Below are 26704 nucleotides of genomic sequence, written 5' to 3'. Positions count from 1 at the left end.
GGCCGTCAGTTCGCTGCCAGGAGAATTTTTTCCGGGCTCTCGACACGGGATCGGGCACGTCCGATCCAGACACGAAGCAGCGCCAGCAGGAGATCCAGATCGACGGGTTTGGCGATGTAGTCGGAAGCCCCGGCATCCAGACATTTTTGCCGATCCCCCTTCATCGCCTTTGCGGTGACGGAAATCAGCGGGATATGAGCAATCGCCGGTGTGCCGCGAATCCGCCGCATCGTCTCGTAGCCGTCCATCTCCGGCATCATGATATCGATCAATGCCACGTCGACATCGGGCGCCTGTTCAAGAAGCGCGATGCCATCACGGCCCCGCTCGGCATGCAGAACCTGTATGTCATAGGTCTCCAGAACACTCGTGAGCGAATAAATGTTACGAATGTCGTCGTCGACGATGAGAACTTTCGCCCCGGCGAGATCGGACTTGCCGTTGTGTTCAGTTCCTGCCCAGGCCTCTTGGCGACCTTCTCCCGGCAGCGTTGCCGAAATATGCAGCGCCAATTGAGCGAAGTTCTCCGCCCGCGGTGCTTCCGCCAAGGCCGGGTTCAATGCCAGTACCTGTTCAAGCGCGTCCGGGTGAGGTGTAAAGAACAGCAGCTGCGGCAAGGCTTCGCCGAATTGGCCGGTGATCTCGTCCAGCGCCTTTGCGTTGTCCTTGGCGGAGCGTCCAAAGCCGAGCACGACGGCATCATAGAAGGCGAGGCCAACGTCTTCTGCATTTGCCGCAACACGACCGATCGCGGTGACCGACGTTACGCCGTCGCGGATTGCCTCGACCAGAGCCAGACGCCGCTCCGGGTCAGGGTCCACGACCAGAACGCGGCGCTGAACGCGGAGCTTCTTCGAGTGGATATCCTGAAACACCTTCATCAGCTCGTCCGAGGAAACGGGCTTGGTGGAAATGCTGGACGCCCCCTTGCGTGCGAGACTGTCGATGTCTTCGGCACCCGAGATGACATGGATAGGAATTCCCCTCGTCTTCTGGTCATGCCGCAGCAGATCGAAAAGCACCCAGCCATCGATATCCGAAAGTCCGAGATCAAGTGTGATTGCGTCGGGAACGAGCTTGCGGGCCAATGCCAGCGTGCCGGAACCTGCAGTCGACAGAACGCCTTTCAGCCCGGCCGACCGGGCGAGGCCAAGCAGCAACCCGCCAAAGGTCGGATCGTCTTCGACGATCAACACGATCCGATCGGTGGGTAGGATTGAATCGCGGTCGTCGATCAGCTCTGCCGAGGGCGGACTGCTGAGCAGAGCTGTCGCAGCAACCGCCTCCGCCGCCGGAGCCAAGGTCGACTGTACTGTCGTCACGCGGGGGCCGTCGAACGGGATGATGAGGGTAAATGCCGACCCCTTGCCCGGCGTGCTTTCGACCCGCAATTCGCCGCCAAGCAAGCGAGCGATCTCGCGGCTGATCGAGAGCCCAAGGCCGGTGCCGCCATACTTGCGGCTGGTGGTGCCGTCGGCCTGCTGGAAGGCCTCGAAAATCAGCTTCTGTTTGTCTTCTGGAATGCCAATGCCGGTGTCGGTGACGGCGATCGCGAGAGCCTTCACCGGCTGCGTCGCGCCATTGCGGCGGCCGGCCTTTTCAACCCGGAAGTTCAGGCTGACCTCGCCTTCCGAGGTGAATTTGAATGCGTTGGAAAGCAGGTTGAGGACAATCTGCTGCAAGCGTTTCTCATCTGTGCGGACCGTGTCGGGAAGCGCCGGATCGACCTTGATGGTGAAGCCAAGTCCCTTGTCGGCTGCCAGCTGACGAAAAGTTCGTTCCATATGCTGGCGAAGATGCGTCACCGGCATATCGTTGATGTCGATGGAAACAGTGCCCGACTCGATCTTCGACAGATCGAGGATATCGTTGATGAGGCTGAGAAGATCGGTTCCTGCCGAATTGATGGTGCGGGCGAACTCTACCTGTTTTTCGTTGAGGTTGCCGTGCTGGTTGGTCGCCAGCAGGTTTGACAAAATGAGCAGCGAATTGAGCGGCGTGCGCAGTTCGTGGCTCATATTGGCCAGGAATTCGGATTTGTATTTCGACGTGAGCGCCAGTTGCTCGGCTTTTTCCTCCAGCGCGCGTCGCGCCATCTCGATTTCGAGATTCTTGTTTTCGACCTGCTTCTTTTCGTTCTCGAGCAGCTGCGCCTTTTCCTGCAGCTCCTCGTTTGTCGCATGCAGCTCTTCCTGCTTTTTTGTCAGCTCGGTTTGACGCGCTTGCAATTCCGACGTCAGCAGTTGCGACTGCTTGAGCAGGCCCTCCGTGCGCATCGTCGCAGCGATGGTGTTGAGAACGATGCCGACGGATTCCATGAGCTGGTTGAGGAACGACTGGTGTGTGTCACGAAACTCGCCGAACGAGGCGAGCTCGATGACGGCTTTGACTTCATCCTCGAACAGGGCAGGCAGGATGATGACATTGGCTGGCGAGGCGCTGCCAAGACCAGATGTGACCCGAAGGAATTCTGGCGGCACATTGTCCAGCATGATGGCGCGCTTGTCGGCGGCACTTTGCCCAACCAGGCCCTCTCGCAGATCAAGCCGCTGCTTGATGGCAGCCTTGCTCTCGGCGCCATAGGAAGCCGCCAGCTCAANCAGGCCCTCTCGCAGATCAAGCCGCTGCTTGATGGCAGCCTTGCTCTCGGCGCCATAGGAAGCCGCCAGCTCAAGATAGGATTCCTCCTCGTCGCGATTGGTGACGTAGAACACCCCATACTGGGCGTTCACCAGAGGAGCGAGTTCGGACATGATGAGCCGCGAGACGGTGGCAAGGTCGCGCTCGCCTTGCAGCATGCGCGAAAACCGGGCGAGATTGGTCTTCAACCAGTCCTGCTCGGCATTCTTCAGCGTCTGATCCTTCAGATTGCGGATCATTTCGTTGATGTTGTCTTTCAGCGCGGCGACCTCGCCGGAGGCTTCGACGCTGATCGAACGGGTAAGATCGCCCTTGGTCACCGCCGTCGAAACCTCGGCGATGGCACGCACCTGGGTGGTCAGATTGGCAGCGAGTTGATTGACATTGTCGGTCAGGTCGCGCCAGAGGCCGGCGGCACCTGGCACACGCGCCTGACCACCGAGCTTACCCTCGATGCCCACCTCACGGGCGACGTTGGTCACCTGGTCGGCAAAGGTGGCAAGCGTCTCGATCATGCCGTTGATGGTGTCGGCCAGCAGGGCGATCTCTCCCTTCGCGTCGACCGTCAGTTTGCGCCTGAGATTGCCTTGCGCGACCGCCGTCACGACATCGGCGATGCCGCGCACCTGATTGGTCAAGTTCGTCGCCATCAGGTTGACGTTGTCGGTCAGGTCCTTCCAGGTACCGGCAACACCTTCGACGCGCGCCTGGCCACCAAGCTTGCCCTCGGTGCCAACCTCACGCGCGACTCGGGTGACCTCGCCGGCGAAGGAGTTCAACTGGTCCACCATGGTGTTGATGGTCGACTTGAGCTCCAGGATTTCGCCCTTCACATCGACGGTGATCTTCTTCGACAGGTCGCCGCGCGCCACGGCGGTCGTGACTTCGGCGATGTTGCGCACCTGGCCGGTCAGATTCTCGGCCATCGAGTTCACATTGTCTGTGAGATCCTTCCACGTGCCGGCAACGCCGCGCACCTGCGCCTGGCCTCCCAACTTGCCTTCCGTGCCGACCTCGCGTGCCACGCGCGTGACTTCCGAAGCGAAGGAATTAAGCTGGTCCACCATTGTGTTGATGGTGTCCTTCAGCTCCAGGATCTCGCCGCGGACATCGACGGTGATCTTCTTCGAAAGGTCCCCGAGCGCCACGGCGGTGGTTACCTCGGCGATGTTGCGCACCTGGCCGGTCAGGTTGGCCGCCATGGCGTTGACGTTTTCGGTCAGATCCTTCCACGTGCCGCCGATGCCGCGCACCTGGGCCTGGCCGCCGAGCTTGCCATCGGAGCCGACCTCGCGCGCCACACGTGTCACTTCCGAAGCGAAGGAATTGAGCTGGTCGACCATCGTGTTGATGACGTCCTTGATCTGCAAGATCTCGCCCAGCGCGTCGACGGTGATCTTCTGGGTCAAGTCGCCGGTCGCTATGGCCGTTGCCACCTTCGACACGTCACGCAACTGCACCGTCAAATTGCCGGCCATGGCGTTGACGTTGTCGGTCAGATCCTTCCAGGTGCCACCGACGCCTTCGACATGCGCCTGGCCACCAAGCTTGCCTTCCGATCCCACTTCGCGGGCCACACGCGTGACCTCAGAGGCGAAGGAGTTCAGTTGGTCGACCATCGTGTTGACGGTGTCCTTGAGCTCCAGGATCTCGCCTTTGACGTCGACGGTGATCTTCTTCGACAGGTCGCCGCGCGCCACGGCGGTGGTGACTTCTGCGATGTTTCGAACCTGGCCAGTCAGGTTGGCGGCCATGAGATTGACGTTGTCGGTCAAATCCTTCCATGTGCCGCCGACGCCCCTCACCTCTGCCTGGCCGCCCAGCTTGCCTTCGGTGCCGACCTCGCGTGCCACGCGCGTCACTTCCGAGGCAAAGGAGTTCAGTTGGTCGACCATCGTGTTGATGGTGTCCTTGAGTTCCAGGATTTCGCCTTGCACGGCGACCGTGATCTTCTTGGACAGATCGCCCGACGCGACCGCCGTGGTCACCTCGGCGATATTGCGCACCTGACCGGTCAGGTTCTCGGCCATCGAGTTGACGTTGTCGGTGAGGTCCTTCCAGGTGCCGGCGACGCCGCGCACCTGCGCCTGGCCGCCAAGCTTGCCTTCGGTGCCAACCTCGCGTGCCACGCGCGTGACCTCGCCCGCGAATGAATTCAGCTGGTCCACCATCGTGTTTATCGTGGATTTCAGCTCGAGAATCTCGCCCTTCACGTCCACCGTAATCTTCTTCGACAGGTCGCCCAAAGCCACCGCGGTCGTCACTTCGGCGATGTTGCGCACCTGGCCAGTCAGGTTCTCGGCCATGGAATTCACATTGTCGGTCAGATCCTTCCACGTACCACCAACACCCTCAACGCGCGCCTGGCCGCCAAGCTTGCCTTCAGTGCCGACCTCGCGCGCCACGCGCGTCACTTCCGAAGCGAAGGAATTAAGCTGGTCCACCATCGTGTTGATGGTGTTCTTCAGTTCTAGGATTTCGCCCTTGACATCGACTGTGATCTTCTTCGACAGGTCGCCCGACGCGACCGCCGTCGTAACCTCCGCGATGTTGCGCACTTGCCCGGTCAGGTTCGTGGCCATCGCGTTGACGTTGTCGGTCAGATCTTTCCACGTGCCGGCGACGCCCTTGACCCGGGCTTGGCCGCCGAGCTTGCCTTCCGTACCGACCTCGCGCGCCACGCGCGTCACCTCAGAGGCGAAGGAGGCCAACTGGCCGACCATGGTGTTGACGATCTTGCCGATGCGCAGGAATTCGCCGCGCAGCGGTCGGCCATCAATTTCGACCATCATGGTCTGCGAAAGGTCGCCCTTGGCGACGGCGCCGATAACGCGCGCAACCTCAGCCGTTGGCTGAACCATGTCTTCGATGAGATCATTGACTGAACGGACACTGGATTCCCAACTGCCGGTGGCATTGCGAACCCGGCCGCGCTCGCCTATCCGCCCCTCCTTGCCGACGACCCGGCTCAAGCGCTCGAACTCGCGCGTCACTTGGTCGTTGAGGTCAGCGATCTCGTTGAAAGTCTCAGCTATCTCAGAATCGAGGCCTTCATAAACATTGTCGATGCGGACGGAGAAATCGCCGCGCCGGAAGGCTTTCAGAGAATTCAGGATGCTTCGACGGTCCAATTGCTTCTTGGATGCCTGCACGGTCACAGCGCCACTCCCAGCCCTATGGATTTATACGGATAAAGTTGCCCCCGCGGCCAATGGTGGATCGCGCCGCAAGACCCCAAACGCGGCATCTTCAATTTTGTTCCATCGTGCCGTGAATTCCAGGCCGACGGTTGCGCCTTGGTTTGAACGCCGGATTTTCATGATGCGGTTGTGGATTTATCGTGCTTCAGCCGACCACGACACGTCATAGCCGTTTGCCATTGCCAGAGAGGCATGAATTGCGTTGCGCAACTCGGAAGGCGAGGCAGCCACCCGGTGGTCGAAGCTCACGGCAATTTTCTTGCCGGACATGGCATGGACCATAAGCCCGACAATTCCTCGTCGTCGCAGCGACACTCAGGAAACTTGCGCGGATTCCATCGACCGCAAACGCCGTCGACACAATGTCGTCAGCGCGATTGCCAGCGACTAGGTTTCAAGGTCAATGACTTCGCTTTTCAGCAAATCACCCTCCCAGCGGAAGGCCGACGGCAGAGGCGCCGGATGTCTCGCAAAGATTGCTAGATGCCGGCATCGAGTCTTCGGCGCTGTATCCTGTCCATTCTATGACGGTTGGCCGCGCTGTCGATAGCTCTGCAAGGCTTTGTACGCTTCCAGACACTGATTCACGCGAGCGAGCAGATCAGGCAATCGTGCCGTTCATATACGTTTTCCGGTTCACTGTAGTGCCGTCCGCCAACTGAAACAGTCCGCCCGACCAGAATGACGATTGTCGGCCCTTTCACTTGAAGCCCCCCAGATCAGCGAGTGAGTTGTGGCCAACACTCCAACACCTCCGCCATGCTGGCCGCCTCAATCTGCTCACTGAAGCGGGAATGGTAGACTTCCATCAGTGCGTCATGGGTCTGGTCGGCAGAGCTGCAGATGGCATCGGTGACGAGAATGACGCGAAAGCCACGATCGATGGCGCCAAGCACGGTCGCGAGAACGCAAACGTCGGTTTCGCCACCGGTGATCACGAGCGCACGCACGCCGGAGCCACTCAGCAGCGCGTCGAGCCGCCCCTCGGTCCAGGGCGAATAGACATGTTTGTCGACCACCGTCGCCGGCGGTACAAATCGTGCAAGTTGAGGCATCAGCTCGATCAGGCGCGGATCGATGTTGGAAAGGGTTACCTCCGCCCACCGACGATAGTAGTTTGCCCACATTCCCGGCGCCTCGCCCGGGCGGGCGGCAGGAATGAAGCGCGTGAACAGGGTACGGCTGGCATGTCTGGCGACCAGTTCTTCGATCGCCGGGACCACCTTTTCAGCCCACGGCACGGGCCAAGGTCCACCCGGCGCAAACAGGCGCTGCATGTCGACGCACAGATGCAGGCCATCGTCGCCTATTGGTCCGTGAATCAATCCTTGGGCGGCCACTGGTGGATTCCGTCGGGTTTGGGTTACTGGCCTGCCTGCCGCGCTGCATCGGCCTCAGCCACATCAACAGTGTAAAGCAATTCACCGTTTTCGTTGGATACCCTCACAAGCCAGCCGGACAGAGCGTCCGTGCCAGGCTGCAGATCGGCGAGAAGATCGATTGCGCAGCGGATAGCTTCGGACCGGGCCGCCTCAAGGCTCGCCATCCTCGACGGCGGTATGCGTCGGCTGGTTTCGCCATCGCGATACTCAAAGACATATACGTCGCCGGCGCCGTCGCTTGCAGAGGTTATCTCGACCTGGTCGAAATTGCCGTTGCTGCTCGCGTCATATTCATTGGCTGCGAGATCAAAGGTCGCTGTCTGGACCAGGATTGCCTTTGCGCGGGCAAGCACGTCATCTTCAGCTTGTATCCCGACGTTTGCCATGTCCACCGTAACGCAGTCGCCGCCCTCGCCGCAAAATATCACCCGGCGAACCGACTGCCCGTCTGGCGCCCTGGCATTCACCACTTCGGTCCGAACGACTTGCATGACACTCTCCTGCCTGTGTCTGACAATGTTCATGGTGCGCTTTCGGTTCCTGCGGATGCAGGCGCCGGCCCGGCTGTCGAGACCGACAGGACTTCCCCGCCGGACATTGACGTGCACCGAGCCCCCGCCGCAGGAACAATTCGAACGGAAACGCGTTGCCCTAGCTGGAAACGGGATAAGCGCAAAATGGCCGCGCCACGTGCTGCCTGGAAGGGCTTCTTGAAGGTTGGTTCGGTTACTTGCGGCGTGAAGATTGTCGGCGCAACCAGCGAAGCATCCAAGATCCATTTCAAGATTTTGAACCGCAAGGACGGTCTGCCGGTCAGGAGCGTCTACGCCGACGAGGAGACCGGAAAGCTGGTGGATGCAGCGGATCAGGTGAAGGGTTTCGAGATCGAAAAAGACGAATTTCTCCAGATCGAACCTGACGACATAAAGGCGTTGAAGCTGACGTCGAAGCACACGCTCGAAGTCGGCGAATTCGTATCGATTGACGATATCGATACGCGCTATCTCGAGAAGCCCTACTATCTGATCCCGGCCGACGGCGCCGCAATCGAAGCATACGGAGTGATCCGCGATGCCATGAAGAACAAGGGCGTGGCCGCTCGATCCTGCGTGGTGCTCTACCAGCGCGGCCGCGAAGTGCTGATTCAGCCCTATGGCAAGGGCATGGTGATGACCGAGCTTCGCAACCACAACGAAATGGTTTCGGAAAGCACTGTGTTCGATGGATTGGCCAAGCAGAAATACGACCCCGATCTGCTCGAAATCGCCGGCATGCTTATTGACAAAAAAGTGACGACCTTCGATCCCTCGAAATTTGAAGACACCTATGAAGACGCGCTGATCGCCATGATCGATGCAAAGCGCAAAGGCAAGAAGCTGCCGAAGCCCGCACCAAGGCCACAGGAGAATGTCATCAACCTCGCTGAGGTGCTGAAGAAGAGCCTCAAACAGGAAGGGCTGGCGAGATCCACAAAGAGAGCCTCACCGAAACGCAAGACAGCATAGTTGATAACTGCCCAGCCAGAAGGTCCGCACAGCAGCTCCAGCCGCCCTTAATAGCTCGGAACAATTCTCGCGGTTGCCCGTTGGCCACCAAGGACGATGCCTTATGGCCGAGATCAAGAACGTCGACAGGGCAGTCCTCAAAGGGCCAGAGGCAGCGGATGCCAACATTGCGCTCAAAGGAGCCGGAACGCAGGACTCTGATCGGGCGCCGACAAGCCCCAGGACCGCTGGCCATCGGTAAAAATACATGGGGTGTGAAAAGACCCTTTCGCCTCCAGACGCGGCGACGCGCGACCTGTGGCGGGCCGAACCCCACGCCCAAGCGAAACCCGGAGAATAGATGTGCCCCCCAAACCAGAGCCAACCGAAGAGCCGCCAGTGGATGCGCCGACGTGGACGCCGGACATACGCGAGCCTGAGCCGGATCTTCTTCCCGACGAAGTGCCAGTTCCTAATCCGGACGAGAACCGTGATCCGCCAAAGCGAGGCGTGGTGACAGACTGAACAACGAGTTTGGTCCGGCATCCTCCTGCAAAGGCGTTTATCTCGCCGCCGGGTTCAAGATCGCCAGTGAAATGCGACTGGATTTGGCTGCGCCGAATGCTTGACGGATTTGGTCTCGATGGTGTGGACCTGTCGACGCCTCGCCAAGCCTCATTTTCCAAGTATCTGTTCGAACGTGCATTGCTTCGGGCTTTTGTCAGGACGCCATCGCAGAAATTTGGTGCCATGACGGAAACGATCGCCGGTGACATGATCGAACCGCACCTCCGCCACCAGTTCGGGCCGCAATGGCTCCCATTGTCCGCTTCTTTCCGTGCTCCACCGACTGGGACCGCCCGGCGCTTTTCCCGTGAAGCCAGGAGCCGATCGCAAAGCTTCAAGTTGTCGCGTAAGCTTGGCCCTGTCCTCCCGGGCGATCGTCGAAGTGAACCCGACATGGTCGAGTTGCCCCTGGTCATTGTACAGGCCAAGCAACAGGGAGCCGACTTCACGCGAATTCGCCAGGTAGCGGAACCCTCCGACGACACAATCGGCCGTGCGCAGGCGCTTGACTTTGACCATGGCGCGCTCGCCGGGTCGATATTCGTCATCGAGAAGCTTGGCAACGACCCCGTCGGTCGAACCTTGTCCGGATTGGCCAAGCCATCTGCCTGCCGCCGCCAAATCACGCGTCGCCCGAGACAGTTCGAGATCCTTTCGCGCGGCCGACTTTACGAACAGTTCGAGTGCAGCGCGCCGAACCGAGAGCGGCTGCTGCATCAAGGCGCCCTCGGAGGTCGCCAACATGTCAAAGAGGATCAGCTTTGCCGGCGTCGCGACCGACAGTTTCCGGATCCTGCTTTCCGCCGGATGCAGCCGCATCTGCAAGGCGTCGAAAGAAAGAGAGCCTGCAATTTCGATGACGATCTCACCATCGACCACGAACTCTTTTGTTTTCAGTTCATGCAACATCGCGACGACTTCCGGGAAATACCGCCCTAACGGCTTGCCGGATTTTGCACGCAACTCCACGGCCGCGCCGGATTTAAAGGCCAGGCAGCGGAACCCGTCCCATTTGGGTTCGTATTGCCATCGGCCAGCATCGGCCGGCAACGTGTCGGCAGCCTTTGCTTCCATCGGCGCCGTGCTCAACGCCACGCCGAAAGACGATTTTACACTCGTCGGCAGATCGCGAGAGATGGCAGATTCGCCCGTCATGAAAGTTCCGTGGACAACGATGGAGATCGACTCAACGCAGCACTGGTGCCGGCTTTGGAAAAAATCATGCTCCAACAGGGTTAGGTCATGATGAGATTTCAACCAATCTCATCATGACCTGGGACGGTCTACTCGGCAGCCTGCATGTTGATCTTGCTTTCCGCCATTTCGGTGAGCTTGCGATCGGTCGCCTGCTCTTCTTTCAGGTTCTTGGCCAATACGTTGGCGCAGTCACTGCGGCCAAGCTGCTTGGCCCAGGCGATGAGCGTGCCATATCTGGTCATCTCATAGTGTTCGACCGCCTGCGCCGACGCTATCAGCGCCGCGTCTAGAACCTCCTTGTCGTCGACGTCGCCGCTCACATCGTCGGCTTCCTCCAGAATGCCGTCTATCGCCGGGCAGTTGACCTCCTTGGCCTTGACGCCATGCAATTCGAACACCTGTTCGACGCGCTCGATATGGCCTTTGGTCTGCTCGAGGTGTTTTTCGAATCCGGCCTTCAATTGCGGATCGGTTGCCTTGCCGATCATCTTCGGCAGCGCTTTCTCGATCTGCTTTTCGGCGTAATAGATGTCGCGCAGCGTGTGCACGAAGAGATCGTCGAGTGTCTTGATGTCCTTCGAAAAGAAGCCCATGGCCTTACCTTTCATTGTGCAGAAGTTCGGGTTCGGCGGCGGCTTGCCCGCCACCCGCGGAGGCCGGGAACTCGTCCCGGCTTGCTGGTCAACGCACCGGTGCCGGAGGAGTTCCTGATTCCGAGCCGGCCGTTACTCCTTTTCGGGACGCTGCGATCCATCTCCGGAGGAGCTTTGACCCGATCACACGTTCCATGGTCCAGACGAGGACCCTCAGGCGCACGCCGGCGCGGAAAAACTGACGGCCAGGAGAGCCGAAACGTGCTGTGCGCCGCAAGCTCTCGCAGGCGATGGCTGCTTCGGCAGATGCAATGCCAGCGCCGGGCGCGCACTATTGTCGGGAGAACTCTTGGTCAAGTATGCGAAGGCCCTCTTCATATTTGGCCGCCGACGCTCCGACCTGCCTCGACTGCCAGATGTTGTCCTCCAGATCGGCGCGTTTTACGGGGAGCGCCACTGGGTTCGACGCAGCCCGCCGGACAAAGGCGAAATACTCCTCATCCGGACTGCGCGACATGGCATCGACCGCCGCGGCAATTGTCGGTCCGAAGCCTGCTTCTTCGAGCTTGGCGCGGGTCCAGCCTTCGCCTTTCTCCAGAACGTCATGAAGGTAGGCAACAGTCTTCTGATCGATTGTCTCGACAGCGTCGACGACACGGCGGCAATGCTCGATATAGGGCCGCCCGGTCTTATCGCGCTGCGACGCGTGAACCTCCTCCGCAATCTTTGCCGCCTGGTAGAAAATGCTCATCGCGCCTGTCCTTACCGTGATTGTCTCTGCCTGATGAAACCTATTCGACGATATGTGGCGTGTGTCGCTTGTCCTCGGCAGGGTCGACATCGATACGGGCCTTTTCCGGATCGAAAGCGCCGTGACCTGCAATAGCCAGAGCGGCCGCATCGGGCGTTTCGTAGGCCCACATGAAATCGTCGGAAGAACTGCCGACGGCGTGGACACGCCAGTAGCTTGCGGTGCCTTTAAGCGGGCACCGGGTGGTGGTGTCGGTCTTTTCGAAAAGATCGAAATAGATGTCCTCGAAGGGGATATAGAAAACGGGCTCGTGCCCGTCTTCACGCAGGACCTTCGCCCGCTCCGTAGCTGCGACGATGGCGTCGGAAAACCGCACCGTCACCGTGCCGGAAAACGGTTCTATGGCCAATCGGCCAAGGTTTTGCTGTGAAGTTGCGCCTGAAGTTTGCATCTGAATTTCTCCCTGGCGATGACCGCAAGATGCCTGGAGACGAAATGCGCGGCGGCGCTTCAGGTTCCGGCATGTCCGATGAAGCTGAATGGCGGGCCGGACTTAAAGCGCCTACCGGTTTCCGTATCCAGCAGTTCTCGTTGGTAAGGCGCGGTGAAATGCTCGTCCAACCCATTCGAAGACTTTGGAAGGACGACACGGTCGTCGCTTCCGTGGAGCGTCAGGGCTGGCACCGAAATGATCTTCGCCGCTACTTGCCGGCGGGCGAGTTCGTGGCTGGAGATGCTCCAGCTGTTTGGCCGTCGTCAGCTGCCGCCTCATGTACGGGCTCCGGGGCGGCCTCAGTTGCTGCCAAGTGGGCCGCAAGGTCCCTATAGACCTTGTCCCTGCCGCCATCGTGTTTAGCGATCAGGCCAAGTAGGTCATGACGGCTTAGCTTTGCAATCTTCATTAGGAATTCGAATTCGTGCTTCGGAATCGAGGCTGCTAGGCGATCGAGTTTGGCCCGCCGGGTCTCTTTGGACACATGTGCTCCTATGTATCCACCCATGCGAGGTACGTACTCGGAGGCCCGCCATTGTCTTGATGGCGGGCCTTCGGGCGGCCGAAGCCGCTAGGTCCATTGGCTACTTGTTGCAATTTTGCACGGTCGAGGTCGTTGCGCCACTTGCAGTGTTGTTATCGATGTCATTGCCTGCGGCGTCCTTGCAACGGTCGGTCATGCCGTTCGAGTTTGTGGAATTCGGATCGGTTGGCACGGCCGCATTTCCGCTGCCAGTGCCATTGCCAGCGGCGCCGCCGCTGCCAACAGTTCCAGTACCAGTTCCATTACCCGTGCCAGCCGTGCCGCCAGCACCCGTTCCATTTGTCTGCGCCAGGGCGGAACCGGCCAAGGCAATAGTTAGCACCGACGCGGCTAGAATTTTCTTCAACATTGGAGTCTCCGTGTTTGAATCGCCGAATTGCGATCGCTTTCCCAACGACAGGTTTTTCTCATTGTTCCCGGCGTAATGGATTGTGATCCGCAGCAGCCTTCGTCGAGGTGGATACTCTTGCCGGCGCACGAATTGTGATGAGACCTGACAAGGCAGGATGGGCTTTGTTCAACACCAAAGCGATATGTTGGGCGCGGCTGCATGCATCCGACGCGATCGCGATGCGGAATGTGGGCAAGACGGGTTACAACAGAAGCGGCGATCAGAGCTGCGAGCGAACCGGCCGCCTTGATGTTAATCTGATGGTTGAATCTCAAGACCATTCCGACGCAGGAGCAGAACGCATGCCGGCTCGATCCGAAGGATTTACAATCGCTCTGGCTCACAACGGGGATGCACGAACGCAGGCGGCCGCTGCGCTCTATCGACACAACATCGAACAAACCGGAATCGATGACCGGGCAGTGATCGGCGCGGAGCTTACCGACCCCTCGGAAAAGTTCTGGGGTGGAATTTGGGGCAGAACGGAACTGGGGCTCCTGTTTCTCGACATGTTCTTCTTGCCTGAAAAATTGCGTGGCCGATCCTATGGATCACAGCTTCTTATGGCGATTGAGGAGGAAGCCATTAGGCGTGGATGCAAGAGAGCCGTCGTCGAGACGAGCAGTTTCCAGGCGCCTCAATTTTACCGGCATCATGGGTTTGAGGAATTCGGCAAGGTCGAATTCGTTATTCCAGGACACGCCCGCATCTTCCTTCGCAAGAACCTGCAGTAATCTTTGCGGAGGCGCCATCTGCACGAACGGCTGTTCGCCGGCAAAACGCCGGCGCCTTAGCCCTCCCAGCCGTAGCCATCTACTCCCGAAGGTCCTTTTGCCCTTTCCATCCGGGAAGCTCGGTCATCGGGCATAGCAGCCGCGGTCGCGCCGGATCGGAGATATCGAGTTTATCCCAGGGAATGCGGTACAGGCCGTCGCGGCGGCGCAGCCGAAACAGGTCGAGCATCGCGATGCCGATGGTCGAGGCCGACAGACGCTCGAACGCGGCGTAGATGCCAACGTGGAATTCAGTAACGACGAGCTCGTCGCCACGCTGTTCGGCGAGAATCTCTTCGATGTGACCGATGCTCTTTCCGCGCTGCGAGAGCACGCGTCGCCCGGCAAGATGTTCGAGGTTGACTGTCCTCATCATCACGCTCCTGGGATGCGCCCGATGACATGATCGCGCAACCAGTCCTGCCAGGCGAAAATCGACGTCTCGCCCACCTCGATGTCACATTCGATGTCGAGCCCGTTGTCCTGCACCTTTTTCCACGCAATCCTGTGTGGCACGGCGTGGCGTTTGCCACCCACCCTCGTCGCCAGTTGCGCCATCCATTCCCCGGGCCGCGCGCCAAGGCGGCGCGCCAAAGTGATGGAGCCGAGTTCTATCGCGACAATCCTTGGTGGTTTGCCCCGCCGCAACTCGGCCACCACTCCGTCGACCTTGCCGATCTTGACCCGCCGGCGGTCGAACACCTGCTTGTCCAGGAGATCACGCATCAATTCCATCATGTGCCTCCGAATATCTGCAGCGGAATCGTCACCACGGCGAGCACGAAGGCAAGCGCGATAATGAAGACAACGGCGGCATTCGAAATGATGCCGTTGCGATGTTCGCCGACATAGCGTTCGTCATTCAGCAGGAAGAGAAATGGAACTACCGTCAGCGGAAGGCTCGCCGCCGTTACCGCCATGGAAAAGATGGTCAGCCTCAGTGGGTCGAGGCCAAGCATGATCGGAATGGCGGCCAAAAACAATGATGCCGTATAGACGGCACTGAAGCCCGGATCATCGCGCGGCTTGCGATCCTCGCCCCAGGTCCAGCCAAAGCCCTGTGCCACCAGATATGCCTGTTGCAACCCTACTTCGAGTGCGGCGCCGAAACAGGCAATGGCGAGCGAGGCAACGAATAGAACGAACCCCCAGAAGCCGAATATAGGGATCAGCATCAACGGCAGTTGGTGATAGTCGTCCACCTGGTCGATGCCGCGCGTCGCGAGAACGAGAGCAGCGACGATCAACACGCCGATCGAAATGGTCCCACCGAAGGTCATGCCCAGCCCGGCGATGGCACGATTGGCTCCCAGGTGGCTTTCATCCCATTTGTCCTCGATAGCTCCCGAGGAATAGAACATGAAAAGATAAGGCGATATCGACGCGCCGAGAATGCTGGCCGCCATGAACCAGTAATTGATGGCATCGTGAGCCGGCAGCGAAGGCACGGCGCTGCCAGCGACCGCTGTCCAGTCGGGCTTTAACAACACCGCACCAACCACGAAGCACAGCGTCACGAGGCCGAGGACCGAAACGCCTTTCTCGATAAAGCCAAACGTGCCTTTCCACAGCAGCAGCCATGCCAGCAACGCCACCGGCAGTGCCCACCACTGGAAGCCTATGCCGGTGGCAAGTTCGAGTGCGATGGCCACACCGCCGATCTCAGCGGACAGCACCATGAAATTGACGAGAAGGACGACGAGCAACGGCCATAGGAAGACGTTGAACCCAAATCTTTCACGAATGCCCTCTGAGATCGTGTGATGGCTCATCGCGGCGAACCGACCGGCCATTTCAACCAAAAAGATGATGCATATGGTGCCGAGAACTATGGCCCAGATTAGCTGGAATCCGAAGGCGGCACCCGCCTGCGCCGCCGTAGCCATCGACCCGACTTCGAGGAAACCTCCGACACTGGTGACGACGCCAAGCGATATTTCCAGAAGCTTCTTCACGGCTTTGGTCCGAAAGCGCTGGTGTAAGCGGCGGCGAGCGAGCGCATGGCCGCCCGAAGATCCTGTTGTGCGCTTTTCACCTCAGTGCGATTGTTCACCCGCAATCCCGCCTCGGCATGCGCCACCGCAACCGACAAACTGTTGACTGCTGCCGTCAGTCCTGCTCGCCCGGCTGGTTCAGCGGTCTCGGCCGATCGAATTTCCGCCTCGACATCGGCCAGCGTTTTTCCGACCGAGTGCAGTGCGGCCGTGGCATAGGCGGACGGTGCCGCTCCCTCCCCCCAGGCATCCAGCACCATCGATACGGTCTGTGCCGCGGAGGCCGCGCTTCGTGATTGCTGCGCCACCTGATTGGAAGACGAGCATCCGGCCAACCCGGCTAGAATCAGCAGCAAGCACAGGCAGCCAACCGGAAAATGACGGTCGTTATGGGGTACAGCGCGCGTTGTATGCACCACGCGGATTTCCTCCCCGGCCCGAACCAACTGCGTCCGGCATCAATGATCTAGAGCCCTCGGAGAGCTCGTCAACGAAACCGACGACGAGCCTGTGAGGTCGGCTAGTCCCACGTAACAAAACGCTCCATCCCGGACAGCCGTGAAAGTGGGGGGGCCCGCGCTTCTCTTTGGCGCGGAGAAGCGCGGGCAGATCGGGCTGAGGGGATGACCCGATCGCGCAGCATCAACATGGGAGGGCAACAACGCTGCACGGTTCGAACTTCCAACTGGGCCACTTGTTCCAACTTCAACTGATCCGTTCTGAGTACTCAATCCATGCGTTCGGGGGGCCTTTTTTGAAGGTAGGCCATCGCGAGTTCTCATGGCGTAGAACGGTTTTTGTCGCAACGGCCCATCCATGAATGCGCGCGACGACCGCGATGACGACCGTCGCCTGACCGTCATGACAGCGCACGATCAATCCAGCCCAAACGCCGCGGAACAATTGTGCCCGCTCGTGGTTCCGATGGCACGAAGATGGAGGATATGATGACGGACGCCAAACTCGCTGTGGTGACCGGCGCCTCGAGTGGCATCGGAAGGGAACTCGCAAAGCTGTGCGCTAAAGACGGTTACGACCTGATCATCGCCGCCGACGAGCCGGCTATCCGGCAGGCGGCAGAGGCACTTGAGACCCACAATGTAACGGTCGAAGCCATTGAGGCCGATCTGGCGACCGTCGAGGGCGCCGATCGGTTGATCTCCCAGGTCGGCGATCGCGATATCGACCTGTTGTTTCTCAATGCGGGACGCGGGCTCGGCAACGGCTTCGTCGACCAGGACTGGCGAAAAGTCCGCCGGATCATCGACACCAATGTCACCGGAACGGTCTATCTGGCGCATGAACTCGGCGCCAAGATGGCCCGGCGAGGTCGCGGACGCATCCTGTTCACCGGGTCGATCGCCGGCTTCATGCCCGGAACATTCCAGGCCGTCTACAACGGCACGAAGGCATTCATCGATTCCTTCTCGATCGCGCTCCGCCATGAGCTGAAAGATAGCGGCGTGACGGTCACCGTGCTGATGCCTGGCCCCACGCAGACGCGATTCTTCGAGCGCGCTGAAATGATGGATACCAAGGTCGGCTCCGATGAAAAGGACAATCCGGCCGATGTCGCCAAGACGGGTTACGAGGCGATGATGGCCGGTGATGAACAGGTCGTCAGCGGTTGGAAAAACAAGCTGCAGGTCGCCGCCGCGCATGTCACGCCGGCAGGCACCTTGGCCGAACAGCACCGTAGGATGGCCGAGCCGGGGTCGGCGTCCAGCGACTGAGCCAATATTTCGCGCCATCAAACGGGCTGGCATTCGCAGAGACCGCATGTGCTGCGCGACGCAATCAATCGCTGCCGCAAGGACGGCACCATCTCGGTCCCCACGGCGTCTGTGTTGGCCTGGTCGATCACATCCCGTTTGGCGGCGATGAATGGGGGACCGGCTTTCCGGATGGGCCAGACGCATACGCAACGCTACCTGGAACCTTTATTGGCGATGGTCCAGAACGGCGAAATCGATCCCTCTTTCTGATTACCCACCGGCCGATCTGGAAGCAGGGCCGGTCTGTACAAGACGTTCCGCTACAATCAGGAGGTTGTGTCAAAGTGGTGATGCGGCCTCACGGCCGAGACGGGCAAGGCGAGCGACACCTCACTGCAATCACAAGGGAACATTCGCGTCGACGGCCGGTTAGGTGCCACTTCCGTAACGGTCACCTGCCGTCAAAGCGAGCCCATGATGAACCACGACCAGCATGACAATGTACCAGACGCAGCGCGTAGACTTGTCGCTGGAAGCATGGCGGGAGGAATTCTCGCCGCTTATGCTTCCACGGCGTCAGCCGATACGGGAACAGTGCCTGCTAAAGCAGGCCCTGCGAGCCCGATGCTCAAACAGAATCCGGTGACGCAATATCCCCAGCCGCCGTTCAAGCCACAGGAACAGAAGTGGCCGGGTTTGGCCAGCAAGATGGTGCCGCGCCCGGATCACGGCGAAACGACCTACAAGGGACCAGGCAGGCTTGCCGGTCGCAAAGCGCTGATAACCGGCGGCGATTCCGGAACCGGTCGTGCGGCGGCGATTGCATTCGCGCGCGAGCGTGCGGACGTTGCTTTCGGCTACCTCCCCGAAGAACAGGAAGACGCCGACGAACTGGTGGACCTAATAAAAGCGGCAGGTCAAAAGGCTTGCCGGCGATATCCGCAATGAGGCCTTTTGCAGAAAGCTGGTCGATGAAGCAGCAACGCCCCTCGGCGGTCTCGACATCCTGGTCAGCAACGCTGCCCGCCTCACTCGAGTCCACGGTCCTCAAAAAGGGCCGCCAGGCCCACCGCTCCTTAGGCGTGGTGGGCTTTCAGTCTGTCTACAGGAGGAACCAATGGCTGGCGATGATATAGAAAGAAGGCGACTGCAGATGTTGATCGAACAATATCTGGAGACCCGTAAGCGACGGCACGATTTCGTGTCGATCGCGAATGCCGAACTCGCGATCAAGGCTGTCATGCCGCATTGCCCGGTGTCGAGCGCAGCGTTGGCAGAGATGATTGCCGCTGGCGCCGTCACTTACGGCCTTGGCGTCCTATTCGACGCGAGGAAAACCGAGGGCGAACTGCCCGTTGTTTGATAAGCTCACACGGCTGACCAATCGTCGCGCGGTGGCGAACTTTCGCCCAGCGCTGGAGTACGCCAGACCGCGAGCATGCCAATCGTGCCGGCCGGATCGCAGGCACTTGCCGGCGACGCCGGCTCGGGCCTGGACCCGAATGTCGTCGCATCTCTGGTGAAAAACCAGTGTCTTTGTGCAGTTATCGGGCTTCTCGTTGGGTTGGCACCGTTCCGCTGTCCTGGTGTCTTGCCAAAGCTGTCGGTTGAACACCGAGCATATTTCGCACGGCCTCGACCAGCGCGGCAGCCCACACGGGTTTTGACAGCATCTTGTGATGACGCAAATCTTGCGGGATGTCGGATGCCGTGTACCCACTGACGAAAACAAACGGAATTCCGCGTTGCGCTAGAAGAGGGACAAGGGCAGCGCTGGTCTCGCCGCCGAGACCAATGTCCAGGACCGCAGCAGATATGACTTCACTCTCGATCAGCTTTTTCGCGCGAGCAACGGACGGCACTGGCCCGGCGATGGCGAAGCCGGCCTCTTCCAGGATTGCGCGGTGCTCCTCCGCGACCAGCCATTCATCTTCGACGACAAGGATACGAGATGCAGTCACGTTTCGCTCTCCCGATGATCAAACGGAAACTCAATCCGCAAGCTCAAACCATCGGAACCGAAAGATGTTTCAAAATTTCCGCCAAGCCGATACTCAATTTCGCCTTTCACCAACGAAAGACCAAATCCCGTCTTCTCAGGCGGACTGACAGCGGGACCGCCGCTTTCTAACCATTCGAGCTGAAAACCGTGATCCGACGCCGACCAAGTCACGGACACCACGCCGTTTGGCACGGACAAGGCGCCATATTTTCCAGCATTCGTGGCAAGTTCATGGATCACCATGCCAAGCGACAGGCCCTGCTGAGGCTTGAGCCGAATGTCCTCGCCTGTGGTGTTGATGCGTTCCAGCCCGAACGGCTCGACTTCCTGCCGCACGATTTCCTCGACCGAGACCTCTTTCCAGCTTTCGCGCGAGAGCACTCCGTAGGCCCGCGCCATGGCGCGCAGGCGACCGATGAGCGCTTCGGCGAAAGCCTCCGAAGAGGGAGCATTTTTCAGGGTCTGACTGGCAATGCTGACCGTAACAGCCAGCATGTTCTTGACCCGATGGTTGAGTTCCGAGATCAATACCCGCTGGTGGGCTTCGGCTTCAGCCATGGTCGTCACATCGACAAAGGTCACCACCACGCCCTGGATTTTCCGCGCGCTGTCGCGGTAGGGGATCAGCCGCACGAGATAGTGGATGCCGTTGCTATCGCGCGGCAGCTGGTGCTCGATCATCTCGCCGGCCCTGAAAACCTGGGCAATATGGTCGCGCAGGTGCGGATAATCGAGCCGGCTGGCAAGATCGGTCAGCGGTCTTCCGATGTCGGTCGGCAGCAAGTTGAAGAACGAAGACGCCGCCGGCGTGAAGCTGCGGATAACCAGCTTGGTATCGAGAAAAACAGTCGCGATCTGTGTGCTCTCGAACAGGTTCTTCAGATCGCTGTTGGCACGATCGAGATCCTCGATCTTGGAAACCAGTTCGGCATTGATGGTGTTCAATTCCTCATTGAGGGACTGCATTTCTTCCTTGGAGGCCTCGAGCTCCTCATTGGAGGACTGGGCTTCTTCGTTGACCGAGACGAGTTCCTCATTGGAGGATTTCAACTCCTCCAACGCGGTCTCATATTCTTCGATCGTCGATTGCAGGCGCTCGCGCGTATCGCGGAGCTCGCGTTCGAAATCAGCAATCCCAGATGCCACCGGCTGTCGAACCTTTAGAGCCTCCAGCCGCGGCTGCGGCTGGCCCACCGGCTCGAACAGGACGAGAAACAGCGGCTCGCCGCTGCCGCGATCAGTCAAGGGCTCGATCGTCAATGTGACGAATTGGACACGATCTTCATCTTCTTCAATGGCTATCGCTTCGCGCACAACCGTGCGCCGGCCCTCGGCGGCTTCCCGCAAAGCGCCGCGCAATTCCAGACGCAGGCCGCTGCGTGCCATTGTGAGCAATTGTCTGCTCGGCACCCCTTGCGGCGGCTCGAGATATTTGCCGGTTCGGACCGAGTAATAGACGACATCTCCATCACCATTGACGACGACGTGAGCCGGAGCGAAGCGTTCGAGAACCTGCGCTTCAACGGTTTGCCTTAGGGAATAAGACAAGCCGCGGCGGGCATGTGTGTCATTGGCGCTGGAAAAGTTGGTTGCAGGCGCAGCATTCAACAAGATCGGCAGCCGCGGCGGCGCCGAATGTTCTCGTGCCTTGAAGATCCGTTGTTTCTTGTCGACCGGTGCAAACAGGTCGGCATGCTGGCTTATGCTTTCGGAGGTGCCAAGGAACAGATAGCCACCGGGCTTCAGCGAATAGTGGAAGGTCGGAATAACCTGCTTTTGCACATCGGGGCCGAAATAGATCAGGAGGTTCCGGCACGACACCATGTCCATGCGCGAGAAGGGTGGATCGCGGATGACGCTGTGCGCCGAGAAGATGCAGAGATCACGTACGCTCTTGCTCAAGATGAAACTTGTGCCGTCATTGCTGAAGAAGCGTTCGCGACGTCCAGGCGAAACGCCCGCAAGCAATGACTCCGGATAGCGCGCCGAACGTGCGATGCCCAGCGCCGCGTCATCGATGTCCGTGGCGAAAATCTGGATGCGCGGCACAGCCGAAAGTGTATCCATATGCTCGCGCATCAGCATTCCGATCGAGAAGACTTCCTCGCCGGTTGCGCAGCCGGGCACCCAGACGCGGATCGTATCGTTGGCGTCCTTGCCTTCGAAAAGTTTGGGGATGATGGTTTCTTCCAGGGTCTTGAAAGCGTCCGTGTCGCGGAAGAAATTTGTCACGTTGATCAGCAGGTCGCGAAACAGCGACCGCACTTCCTCCGCATTTGAACGAAGCAACTCTATATAGGCATCGATCGCGGTGTTCTGCGTTATTTGCATGCGTCGCCTGACGCGACGCAAGAACGTCTTGGCCTTGTAGCCCGAGAAATCATGTCCCGAATGGCTGCGCAGGATCGCGTAGATTTCCTCCTGGCCCTTGCGGAGTTTCAAAGCACTGGCCTTGCCATCGTCAGCTTCAAGCTCGTCGAGCAGTTCAAAGCTGTGGGCAAATTCCATGAGTTTCGCACCCATCTCATCGGCTGGGATGGCGATATCGATCAGACCGGAACTGATCGCGCTGCGCGGCATGTCGGGATTGCTCGGACCCGACTCGTCGGAGAGTTGCGCCAGCGTCAGGCCGCCATTCTCCTTGATTGCCTTGATGCCCAACGTACCGTCGGAATCGCCGCCCGACAGGACGACGCCGACGGCGTATTCGCCCTGATCCTCGGCCAGCGCGCTGAAAAAGATATCGATGGGCTTGCGCTCCCTGGACACGGAATTCGGTTGGCGCAGCTTTAGGCTGGAATTTTCGATGGTGAGGATCGCGTTGTGCGGCATCACGTAGACGGTGTCAGGATGGATACCCATTCCATCTTCAGCGACACGAACCGGAATTCCGGTGTAAAGCGCAATCACTTCGTGCAGCAGACTTTCCCGTTCGGGGCTGAGATGCGTGACGATCACGAACGCCATCCCGCTCGAAGACGGCATCCCGCGAAAAAATCCCTCCATGGCGGCAATGCCGCCCGCAGAGGCGCCAATACCGACTATGGGGAACCTCGGCAGCTTTTGCATCAATTGTCCTGCTTCAGTGAAATGCAACGCGGCAGCGCTGATTTCGATCCAATGTGTAAACCGTTCCTGGTCGAATTCCCATCCCGCACCGCCGATAGCCACGGAACCGATGGACGCGACCGCCGTTTAAAGCCCGGAGGGCTGCTATGTTATTAGGCATGCGAATTCTGCTCGTCGAGGACGAATTCTTGCTGGCAAGCGAACTTGCCTCCTATTTCAGCGATTGTGGGGCGACCGTTTTGGGGCCGGTGTCGTCAGTCAGCCGGGCTCGACGATATATCGATTCAGCGGATGGGGCGGTGCTGGACATCGACCTCAACGGTGAGACTGTTTTTCCCCTCGCCGATGAGCTGACGGACAGAGGCATCCCGTTCGTATTCTTCTCCGGAAACGATCAGATCACCCTACCGGAGCGGTTCCGGTACACCCAAAACCTCTCCAAGCCGGCCGGGTTCAGGACGGTTGCCGGGATCCTCGCCGCGCAGTCAACAGCGCTTGGTGAAGACAATGTTTTCCGCGCTCTTCCAAAACTGAGGCTGTCCGCCCGGCTGTTGTTAGGCGACCCACAAGCGGCCGATCGCCTCGTCGAACGGACATTGAAGGCGGCGCTGGAGGAGCGGTTGTCGACGCGGCATGACCTTCCCTTGAGCGAATGGCTCAATACACTCATGGAGGAGGTGCTCCGCAACGACAGGTCTGGAATCATGAATTAAGATTGTCCGATAGTTTGCCGCAGGCCGCCCTGTCGACCGCCCCCGCCACGGTACCCTTCCCCAAGAGCGCTTCGCTTCGTCTTGCAAATACGGCCGCATTCCTGCTAGAAATCCTCGTGGCCAAACCTCCGCAAACCAAACCTGACTCATTTCGCGATCCTGTTGAGGGCGACGCACTCGCAGCGCTGCTCGACGAAATCGCGGAAGAGGAAACACCTGAACGGCTGTTGAAACTCGCCCTTGAGCTGCAGCAGCAACTGCTGTTGTCAAAGCAGCTGAAAAATCCCAACTGAACGGCCTGCAGCTAGGCATCTTGATTTGCCTCGAGCTCCACGATGGCGTCATCGCCTCGTTCGCCAGACCCCTGCTGCGGTAATCTTTCAGCGCTCGATGTGGGCGAAAGCCCAGTCTCAATAGCTCAGCCGTTCTGCCCCCAGAAGCCCTGATCCCATCATGGCGCCGATGAGACGACCTGGAAAATCAGAGCCGACTTGGGTCGCAGCCCAAGGTCGATCACTGCTGCCCTGGCATCTCGGTATTTTCTTGCGGGTTCTTTTTAACGCCGGGCGCGGGTGATGTCTCGGCGGGGGCATTGCCGCCTTGGTTCTGTTCCGGGGTGCGCTTTACTGGCGATGTCTGCCACGATCCGCCTGAAAGGGGTATGAACACAAAGAAGGCTAGCAGGGCGACGAAGATCACAGCCGCAATGACGACGCCCCACCCGAGTACATTTCGGGTGCCACGCTGTTCTTCCTTCCGGGACACATGCTCCGTCATCACTGGACTCCTTTGTGTCATTCGATGAAGTACAAATTTATCGTGCAGATCGACCGCACGGTCTGCTCTTCCCCGGCGCCGGCCACCGGCACAGCTGAAGAAAGCTGAAGCTAATCTTCTCCAGCTTTTCGGCTGCCTGGTTTGGCGACCCGCTTTGGCGTTTCCGGCACTGCCGGTTTCCGCTCGGGTGCAGGCGGATTGACCGCCTCATGCGCCAAACGGGCTTTGCGCAATCGCGCCGTTTTCTCTTCCCGCGCTTTACGCTCGGCTTCCATTACTCCTTGTGCGTAGAGGGTGGCTCGTGCGTCTCTGTCGTTTGCGGATCCACTGGCCGCCATAGTCAGCCCTCCGCCTTGTAATTTCTTGCTTCCTTCTTGGCGCCGTCTTTGCCGTGCTCGGCTGCAAGCTCTTTGGCCTGCCCGGGTGACACGTCGGTGACTTCGGCCAACTTGATTGCCTCTTTTTCAGAGAGATCACTGTCCTTTCGCGTGGGGTTCCTTGTCATCGCAGATCTCCTATCAGAGCCCAAACGACCGGACCGGCGGTGTGTTCCGTGGAACCTTCGATAGTCCACCGATTGAGGCGGGCTATCGCGCTTCCGGCAACGAGCGAAAAGTTTCTGATGCGGGCTGACAAGGTACATGATCAGCTTCAAGGCCTTCGAACTGCTAGGCAAGCCGGGTTATGGCCGGGCTATGACCGTGTGGGACGCGTGACACACGGACGGATTCAGGCATCGATGCCAGGCGCTAGTTCTCGCCCGCGAGCGTGGCGAGAAATGACCGCCGCCATTCTGCTGCGTCATTGCGCCTGATGCGCTTGAGCAGTGCACTATGCCTTGCAATTCTTTCCTCAAGCGGCATCGCGAGCGCTTTTGCGATCGCATCGGCAACCTCGTCGACCGCATACGGGTTCACGATCAAGGATTCGGCAAGTTCTTCGGCCGCACCTGCAAAACGCGACAAAATCAGCACTCCGGGGTCGGCTTCGTCCTGCGCGGCTATGTATTCCTTGGCTACGAGGTTCATTCCGTCACGCAGGGGTGTGACCAATCCGACCTGGCTAGCGCGCAACAGGCCAGCAAGCCGAGAGCGTGATACGGCACGGTGGATGTAGCGGATCGGGGTCCAAGCCAAATCCGCGTATCTTCCGTTGACCGCGCCGGCGGTTGCTTCAAGCTGGGCCCTGATGTCGGCATAGGCGCTGACCTCCTCGCGCGTCGGCGACGCAATCTGCAAATAGGTTGCCGCCCGCTCGTGTTCCGGATGCCTTTCCAAAAGACGCGCGAAAGCCTGCATGCGGCCGGGAAGACCCTTGGAGTAGTCCAGTCGATCGACGCCGATGATTTGCTTGAGACCCAGAATCTGGCGGCGCATGGAATCGATCTGCACATCCTCCGCCGCCTCATTGGCCATGCGTGCGATTGAATCGACGTCGATGCCGATCGGAAAACACCTCGACAACACCGTGCGGCCGTTCATCTCAGCCGAACCATTGATATCAAAAGTAATGGAGTTGGCCGCCTGCACTGAGCGCCGGAAATTCCCCACGTCCGTTTCGGTCTGGAACCCCACGACGTCATATTGAAGCAGGTCATCGATGAGTTCTTCATGGTCGGGCGTGGCTACAAACAGGTCAGGCGGCGGGAACGGTATGTGAAGAAAGAAACCGATCCGATTCCGGACTCCCAGCCGCCGCAACTGGGCGGCCAAGGGGATAAGGTGGTAGTCGTGAACCCACACCAGGTCGTCGTTGCCCGACAGCAGTCCTGCGAGCGCCTTCGCGAACCGCGCATTGATCTGCCGGTAGGCGTGTAGAAACTCTGCCCGGTGGTTCACCAGGTCGAGTCGGTAATGAAAAAGTGGCCACAGCGTGCTGTTGGCATAGCCATTGTAATAGAGCGAATACTCCTCATAGGGCAGGGTAAGCGCGGCCGTCTCGATCTTTCCCACCCGTTCCAAGCGGATCAGCGGTTCGTCGCTCGCGGCGTAGTCCTGATACTCGGCGCTTGCTCCTAGCCACAGGCCTCCACGCTCGGCCAACGCATCCCCGATGCCTACAGCAAGTCCGCCGGCTTGCGACAGATCGCGAATGTTCCCCAGCCTGTTCGAGACGACAACCAGACGACGCGGGATGGCGCGATCGCCAGTTAGCTTAGCCTCCCCACCTAAAGCGTCGCGCTCAAGGGGATCACCAACCGTTTGCGAGGCCTCGTTGAAAATTTCATCCGGTCGCTGCAACAAGAGCAAATCCTGAGCGTGAAGATCGCTTGGGGAACGGTCCGCGCGTGCGATTGTTCCCGACGTAAGTGTCCAGCCGGACTCGCTGGATCACATTCTCGGCCCGCTCGGCGCCTTTTTCAGCGGCTCTCGCAGGATCGTCGTCGGACGCACCGGTGATGAGACCCCGATCCAGCACG

The 26704-nt window shown here is 59.4% G+C and carries 24 protein-coding genes and 1 pseudogene; 8 read left to right on the top strand and 17 right to left on the bottom strand.

What is annotated here, in order from left to right; all coding sequences use genetic code 11:
- Positions 1 to 5 precede the first annotated feature (5 nt).
- The 3 genes from X751_RS153675 to X751_RS153680 form a co-directional block, all read right to left on the bottom strand.
- Positions 6 to 5792 (bottom strand): HAMP domain-containing protein, encoded by a 5787-nt coding sequence (locus X751_RS153675; RefSeq protein ID WP_032892719.1) that lies wholly within the window; start codon positions 5790 to 5792, stop codon positions 6 to 8.
- A gap of 183 nt (positions 5793 to 5975) precedes the next feature.
- Positions 5976 to 6122 carry a hypothetical protein gene (locus X751_RS1000000166935; protein ID WP_023687851.1) on the bottom strand — a complete coding sequence of 49 codons (147 nt, stop codon included), beginning with the start codon at positions 6120 to 6122 and terminating at the stop codon, positions 5976 to 5978.
- A 437-nt stretch (positions 6123 to 6559) separates the two neighbouring features.
- On the bottom strand, positions 6560 to 7180 hold the full coding sequence (locus X751_RS153680) for an isochorismatase family cysteine hydrolase (RefSeq protein ID WP_023687850.1): 621 nt from the start codon (positions 7178 to 7180) through the stop codon (positions 6560 to 6562).
- A gap of 2 nt (positions 7181 to 7182) precedes the next feature.
- Between X751_RS153680 and X751_RS1000000168590 the strand changes: the two genes are divergently transcribed.
- Positions 7183 to 8727: a Ku protein gene (locus tag X751_RS1000000168590; RefSeq protein WP_348524577.1), complete on the top strand. Its 1545-nt coding sequence runs from the start codon at positions 7183 to 7185 to the stop codon at positions 8725 to 8727.
- Positions 8728 to 9381: 654 nt separating this feature from the next.
- Here X751_RS1000000168590 and X751_RS153695 read toward each other — a convergent pair.
- The 5 genes from X751_RS153695 to X751_RS0133160 all read right to left on the bottom strand — a co-directional run bounded on the left by X751_RS153695 (position 9382) and on the right by X751_RS0133160 (position 13200).
- Positions 9382 to 10428 carry an ATP-dependent DNA ligase gene (locus tag X751_RS153695; RefSeq protein ID WP_023815880.1) on the bottom strand — a complete coding sequence of 349 codons (1047 nt, stop codon included), beginning with the start codon at positions 10426 to 10428 and terminating at the stop codon, positions 9382 to 9384.
- Positions 10429 to 10556: 128 nt separating this feature from the next.
- The gene (locus X751_RS153700; RefSeq protein WP_023668075.1) at positions 10557 to 11063 is read right to left on the bottom strand and encodes a ferritin-like domain-containing protein; all 507 of its coding nucleotides are present in this window, start codon (positions 11061 to 11063) and stop codon (positions 10557 to 10559) included.
- Positions 11064 to 11394: 331 nt separating this feature from the next.
- A complete protein-coding gene (locus X751_RS153705; RefSeq protein WP_023744501.1) occupies positions 11395 to 11814 on the bottom strand; it encodes an HD domain-containing protein in 420 nt (139 codons plus the stop codon).
- A gap of 40 nt (positions 11815 to 11854) precedes the next feature.
- Positions 11855 to 12265, bottom strand: a complete 411-nt coding sequence (locus tag X751_RS153710; RefSeq protein ID WP_023704637.1) for a DUF427 domain-containing protein — start codon at positions 12263 to 12265, stop codon at positions 11855 to 11857.
- Between the two features lie 626 nt (positions 12266 to 12891).
- A complete protein-coding gene (locus X751_RS0133160; protein WP_031247055.1) occupies positions 12892 to 13200 on the bottom strand; it encodes a hypothetical protein in 309 nt (102 codons plus the stop codon).
- Positions 13201 to 13364: 164 nt separating this feature from the next.
- Here X751_RS0133160 and X751_RS0133155 point away from each other — a divergent pair, with 164 nt between their 5' ends.
- Positions 13365 to 13976, top strand: a complete 612-nt coding sequence (locus X751_RS0133155; RefSeq protein ID WP_023833971.1) for a GNAT family N-acetyltransferase — start codon at positions 13365 to 13367, stop codon at positions 13974 to 13976.
- A gap of 79 nt (positions 13977 to 14055) precedes the next feature.
- On the opposite strand, the gene X751_RS153720 is transcribed toward X751_RS0133155, so the two are convergent.
- Genes X751_RS153720 through X751_RS153735 form a run of 4 tightly spaced genes read right to left on the bottom strand, consistent with a single transcriptional unit; the run spans position 14056 to position 16428 of the window.
- A complete protein-coding gene (locus X751_RS153720) occupies positions 14056 to 14388 on the bottom strand; it encodes a hypothetical protein (RefSeq protein ID WP_023681169.1) in 333 nt (110 codons plus the stop codon).
- 2 nt (positions 14389 to 14390) lie between these two features.
- Positions 14391 to 14753, bottom strand: coding sequence for a hypothetical protein (locus tag X751_RS153725; protein ID WP_245260609.1), 363 nt, complete (start codon positions 14751 to 14753; stop codon positions 14391 to 14393).
- Positions 14750 to 15970, bottom strand: coding sequence for a divalent metal cation transporter (locus X751_RS153730; RefSeq protein ID WP_023681168.1), 1221 nt, complete (start codon positions 15968 to 15970; stop codon positions 14750 to 14752). Before X751_RS153730 ends, X751_RS153725 begins: the two co-directional genes overlap by 4 nt.
- The gene (locus X751_RS153735) at positions 15967 to 16428 is read right to left on the bottom strand and encodes a hypothetical protein (RefSeq protein WP_245260111.1); all 462 of its coding nucleotides are present in this window, start codon (positions 16426 to 16428) and stop codon (positions 15967 to 15969) included. Before X751_RS153735 ends, X751_RS153730 begins: the two co-directional genes overlap by 4 nt.
- Positions 16429 to 16956: 528 nt before the next feature.
- Here X751_RS153735 and X751_RS153740 point away from each other — a divergent pair.
- The 4 genes and pseudogenes from X751_RS153740 (at position 16957) to X751_RS153750 (ending at position 19087) form a co-directional block, all read left to right on the top strand.
- Entirely contained in the window at positions 16957 to 17742 is a 786-nt protein-coding gene (locus X751_RS153740) for an SDR family NAD(P)-dependent oxidoreductase (RefSeq protein ID WP_031201470.1), read from the top strand.
- 48 nt (positions 17743 to 17790) lie between these two features.
- Complete coding sequence (locus X751_RS1000000167480) at positions 17791 to 17994, top strand: hypothetical protein (protein WP_023744497.1); 204 nt, start codon at positions 17791 to 17793, stop codon at positions 17992 to 17994.
- Positions 17995 to 18348: 354 nt separating this feature from the next.
- A pseudogene (locus X751_RS1000000164750) lies at positions 18349 to 18751 on the top strand (SDR family NAD(P)-dependent oxidoreductase); the annotation flags it as partial.
- Between the two features lie 90 nt (positions 18752 to 18841).
- Positions 18842 to 19087: a hypothetical protein gene (locus X751_RS153750; protein ID WP_023725497.1), complete on the top strand. Its 246-nt coding sequence runs from the start codon at positions 18842 to 18844 to the stop codon at positions 19085 to 19087.
- A gap of 181 nt (positions 19088 to 19268) precedes the next feature.
- Here X751_RS153750 and X751_RS0133145 read toward each other — a convergent pair whose 3' ends face one another.
- Both X751_RS0133145 and X751_RS153755 read right to left on the bottom strand, forming a co-directional pair.
- Positions 19269 to 19685 (bottom strand): response regulator, encoded by a 417-nt coding sequence (locus X751_RS0133145; protein ID WP_023700039.1) that lies wholly within the window; start codon positions 19683 to 19685, stop codon positions 19269 to 19271.
- Positions 19682 to 22795, bottom strand: a complete 3114-nt coding sequence (locus tag X751_RS153755) for a CheR family methyltransferase (protein ID WP_023744496.1) — start codon at positions 22793 to 22795, stop codon at positions 19682 to 19684. The genes X751_RS0133145 and X751_RS153755 overlap by 4 nt, the downstream gene beginning before the upstream one ends.
- Before the next feature lie 146 nt (positions 22796 to 22941).
- On the opposite strand from X751_RS153755, the gene X751_RS153760 reads away from it, so the two are divergent.
- Together X751_RS153760 and X751_RS153765 are read left to right on the top strand one after the other, a co-directional pair.
- Positions 22942 to 23508: a response regulator gene (locus tag X751_RS153760; protein WP_023668059.1), complete on the top strand. Its 567-nt coding sequence runs from the start codon at positions 22942 to 22944 to the stop codon at positions 23506 to 23508.
- Positions 23509 to 23510: 2 nt separating this feature from the next.
- Entirely contained in the window at positions 23511 to 23801 is a 291-nt protein-coding gene (locus X751_RS153765; protein WP_031247054.1) for a hypothetical protein, read from the top strand.
- Between the two features lie 220 nt (positions 23802 to 24021).
- Here the strand turns inward: X751_RS153765 and X751_RS153770 are convergent, their stop codons facing one another.
- The 3 genes from X751_RS153770 to X751_RS153775 all read right to left on the bottom strand — a co-directional run bounded on the left by X751_RS153770 (position 24022) and on the right by X751_RS153775 (position 26528).
- The gene (locus X751_RS153770) at positions 24022 to 24285 is read right to left on the bottom strand and encodes a hypothetical protein (protein WP_023681159.1); all 264 of its coding nucleotides are present in this window, start codon (positions 24283 to 24285) and stop codon (positions 24022 to 24024) included.
- A gap of 340 nt (positions 24286 to 24625) precedes the next feature.
- Complete coding sequence (locus tag X751_RS1000000167475) at positions 24626 to 24790, bottom strand: hypothetical protein (protein ID WP_023668056.1); 165 nt, start codon at positions 24788 to 24790, stop codon at positions 24626 to 24628.
- Between the two features lie 244 nt (positions 24791 to 25034).
- Positions 25035 to 26528 carry a trehalose-6-phosphate synthase gene (locus tag X751_RS153775; protein ID WP_023744494.1) on the bottom strand — a complete coding sequence of 498 codons (1494 nt, stop codon included), beginning with the start codon at positions 26526 to 26528 and terminating at the stop codon, positions 25035 to 25037.
- Positions 26529 to 26704 lie beyond the last annotated feature (176 nt).

Origin of the sequence: Mesorhizobium sp. LNJC394B00, from assembly GCF_000502555.1 — a bacterium.
In the GTDB taxonomy this organism is placed as follows: domain Bacteria; phylum Pseudomonadota; class Alphaproteobacteria; order Rhizobiales; family Rhizobiaceae; genus Mesorhizobium.
This window is presented reverse-complemented; position numbering and strand designations above follow the sequence as displayed.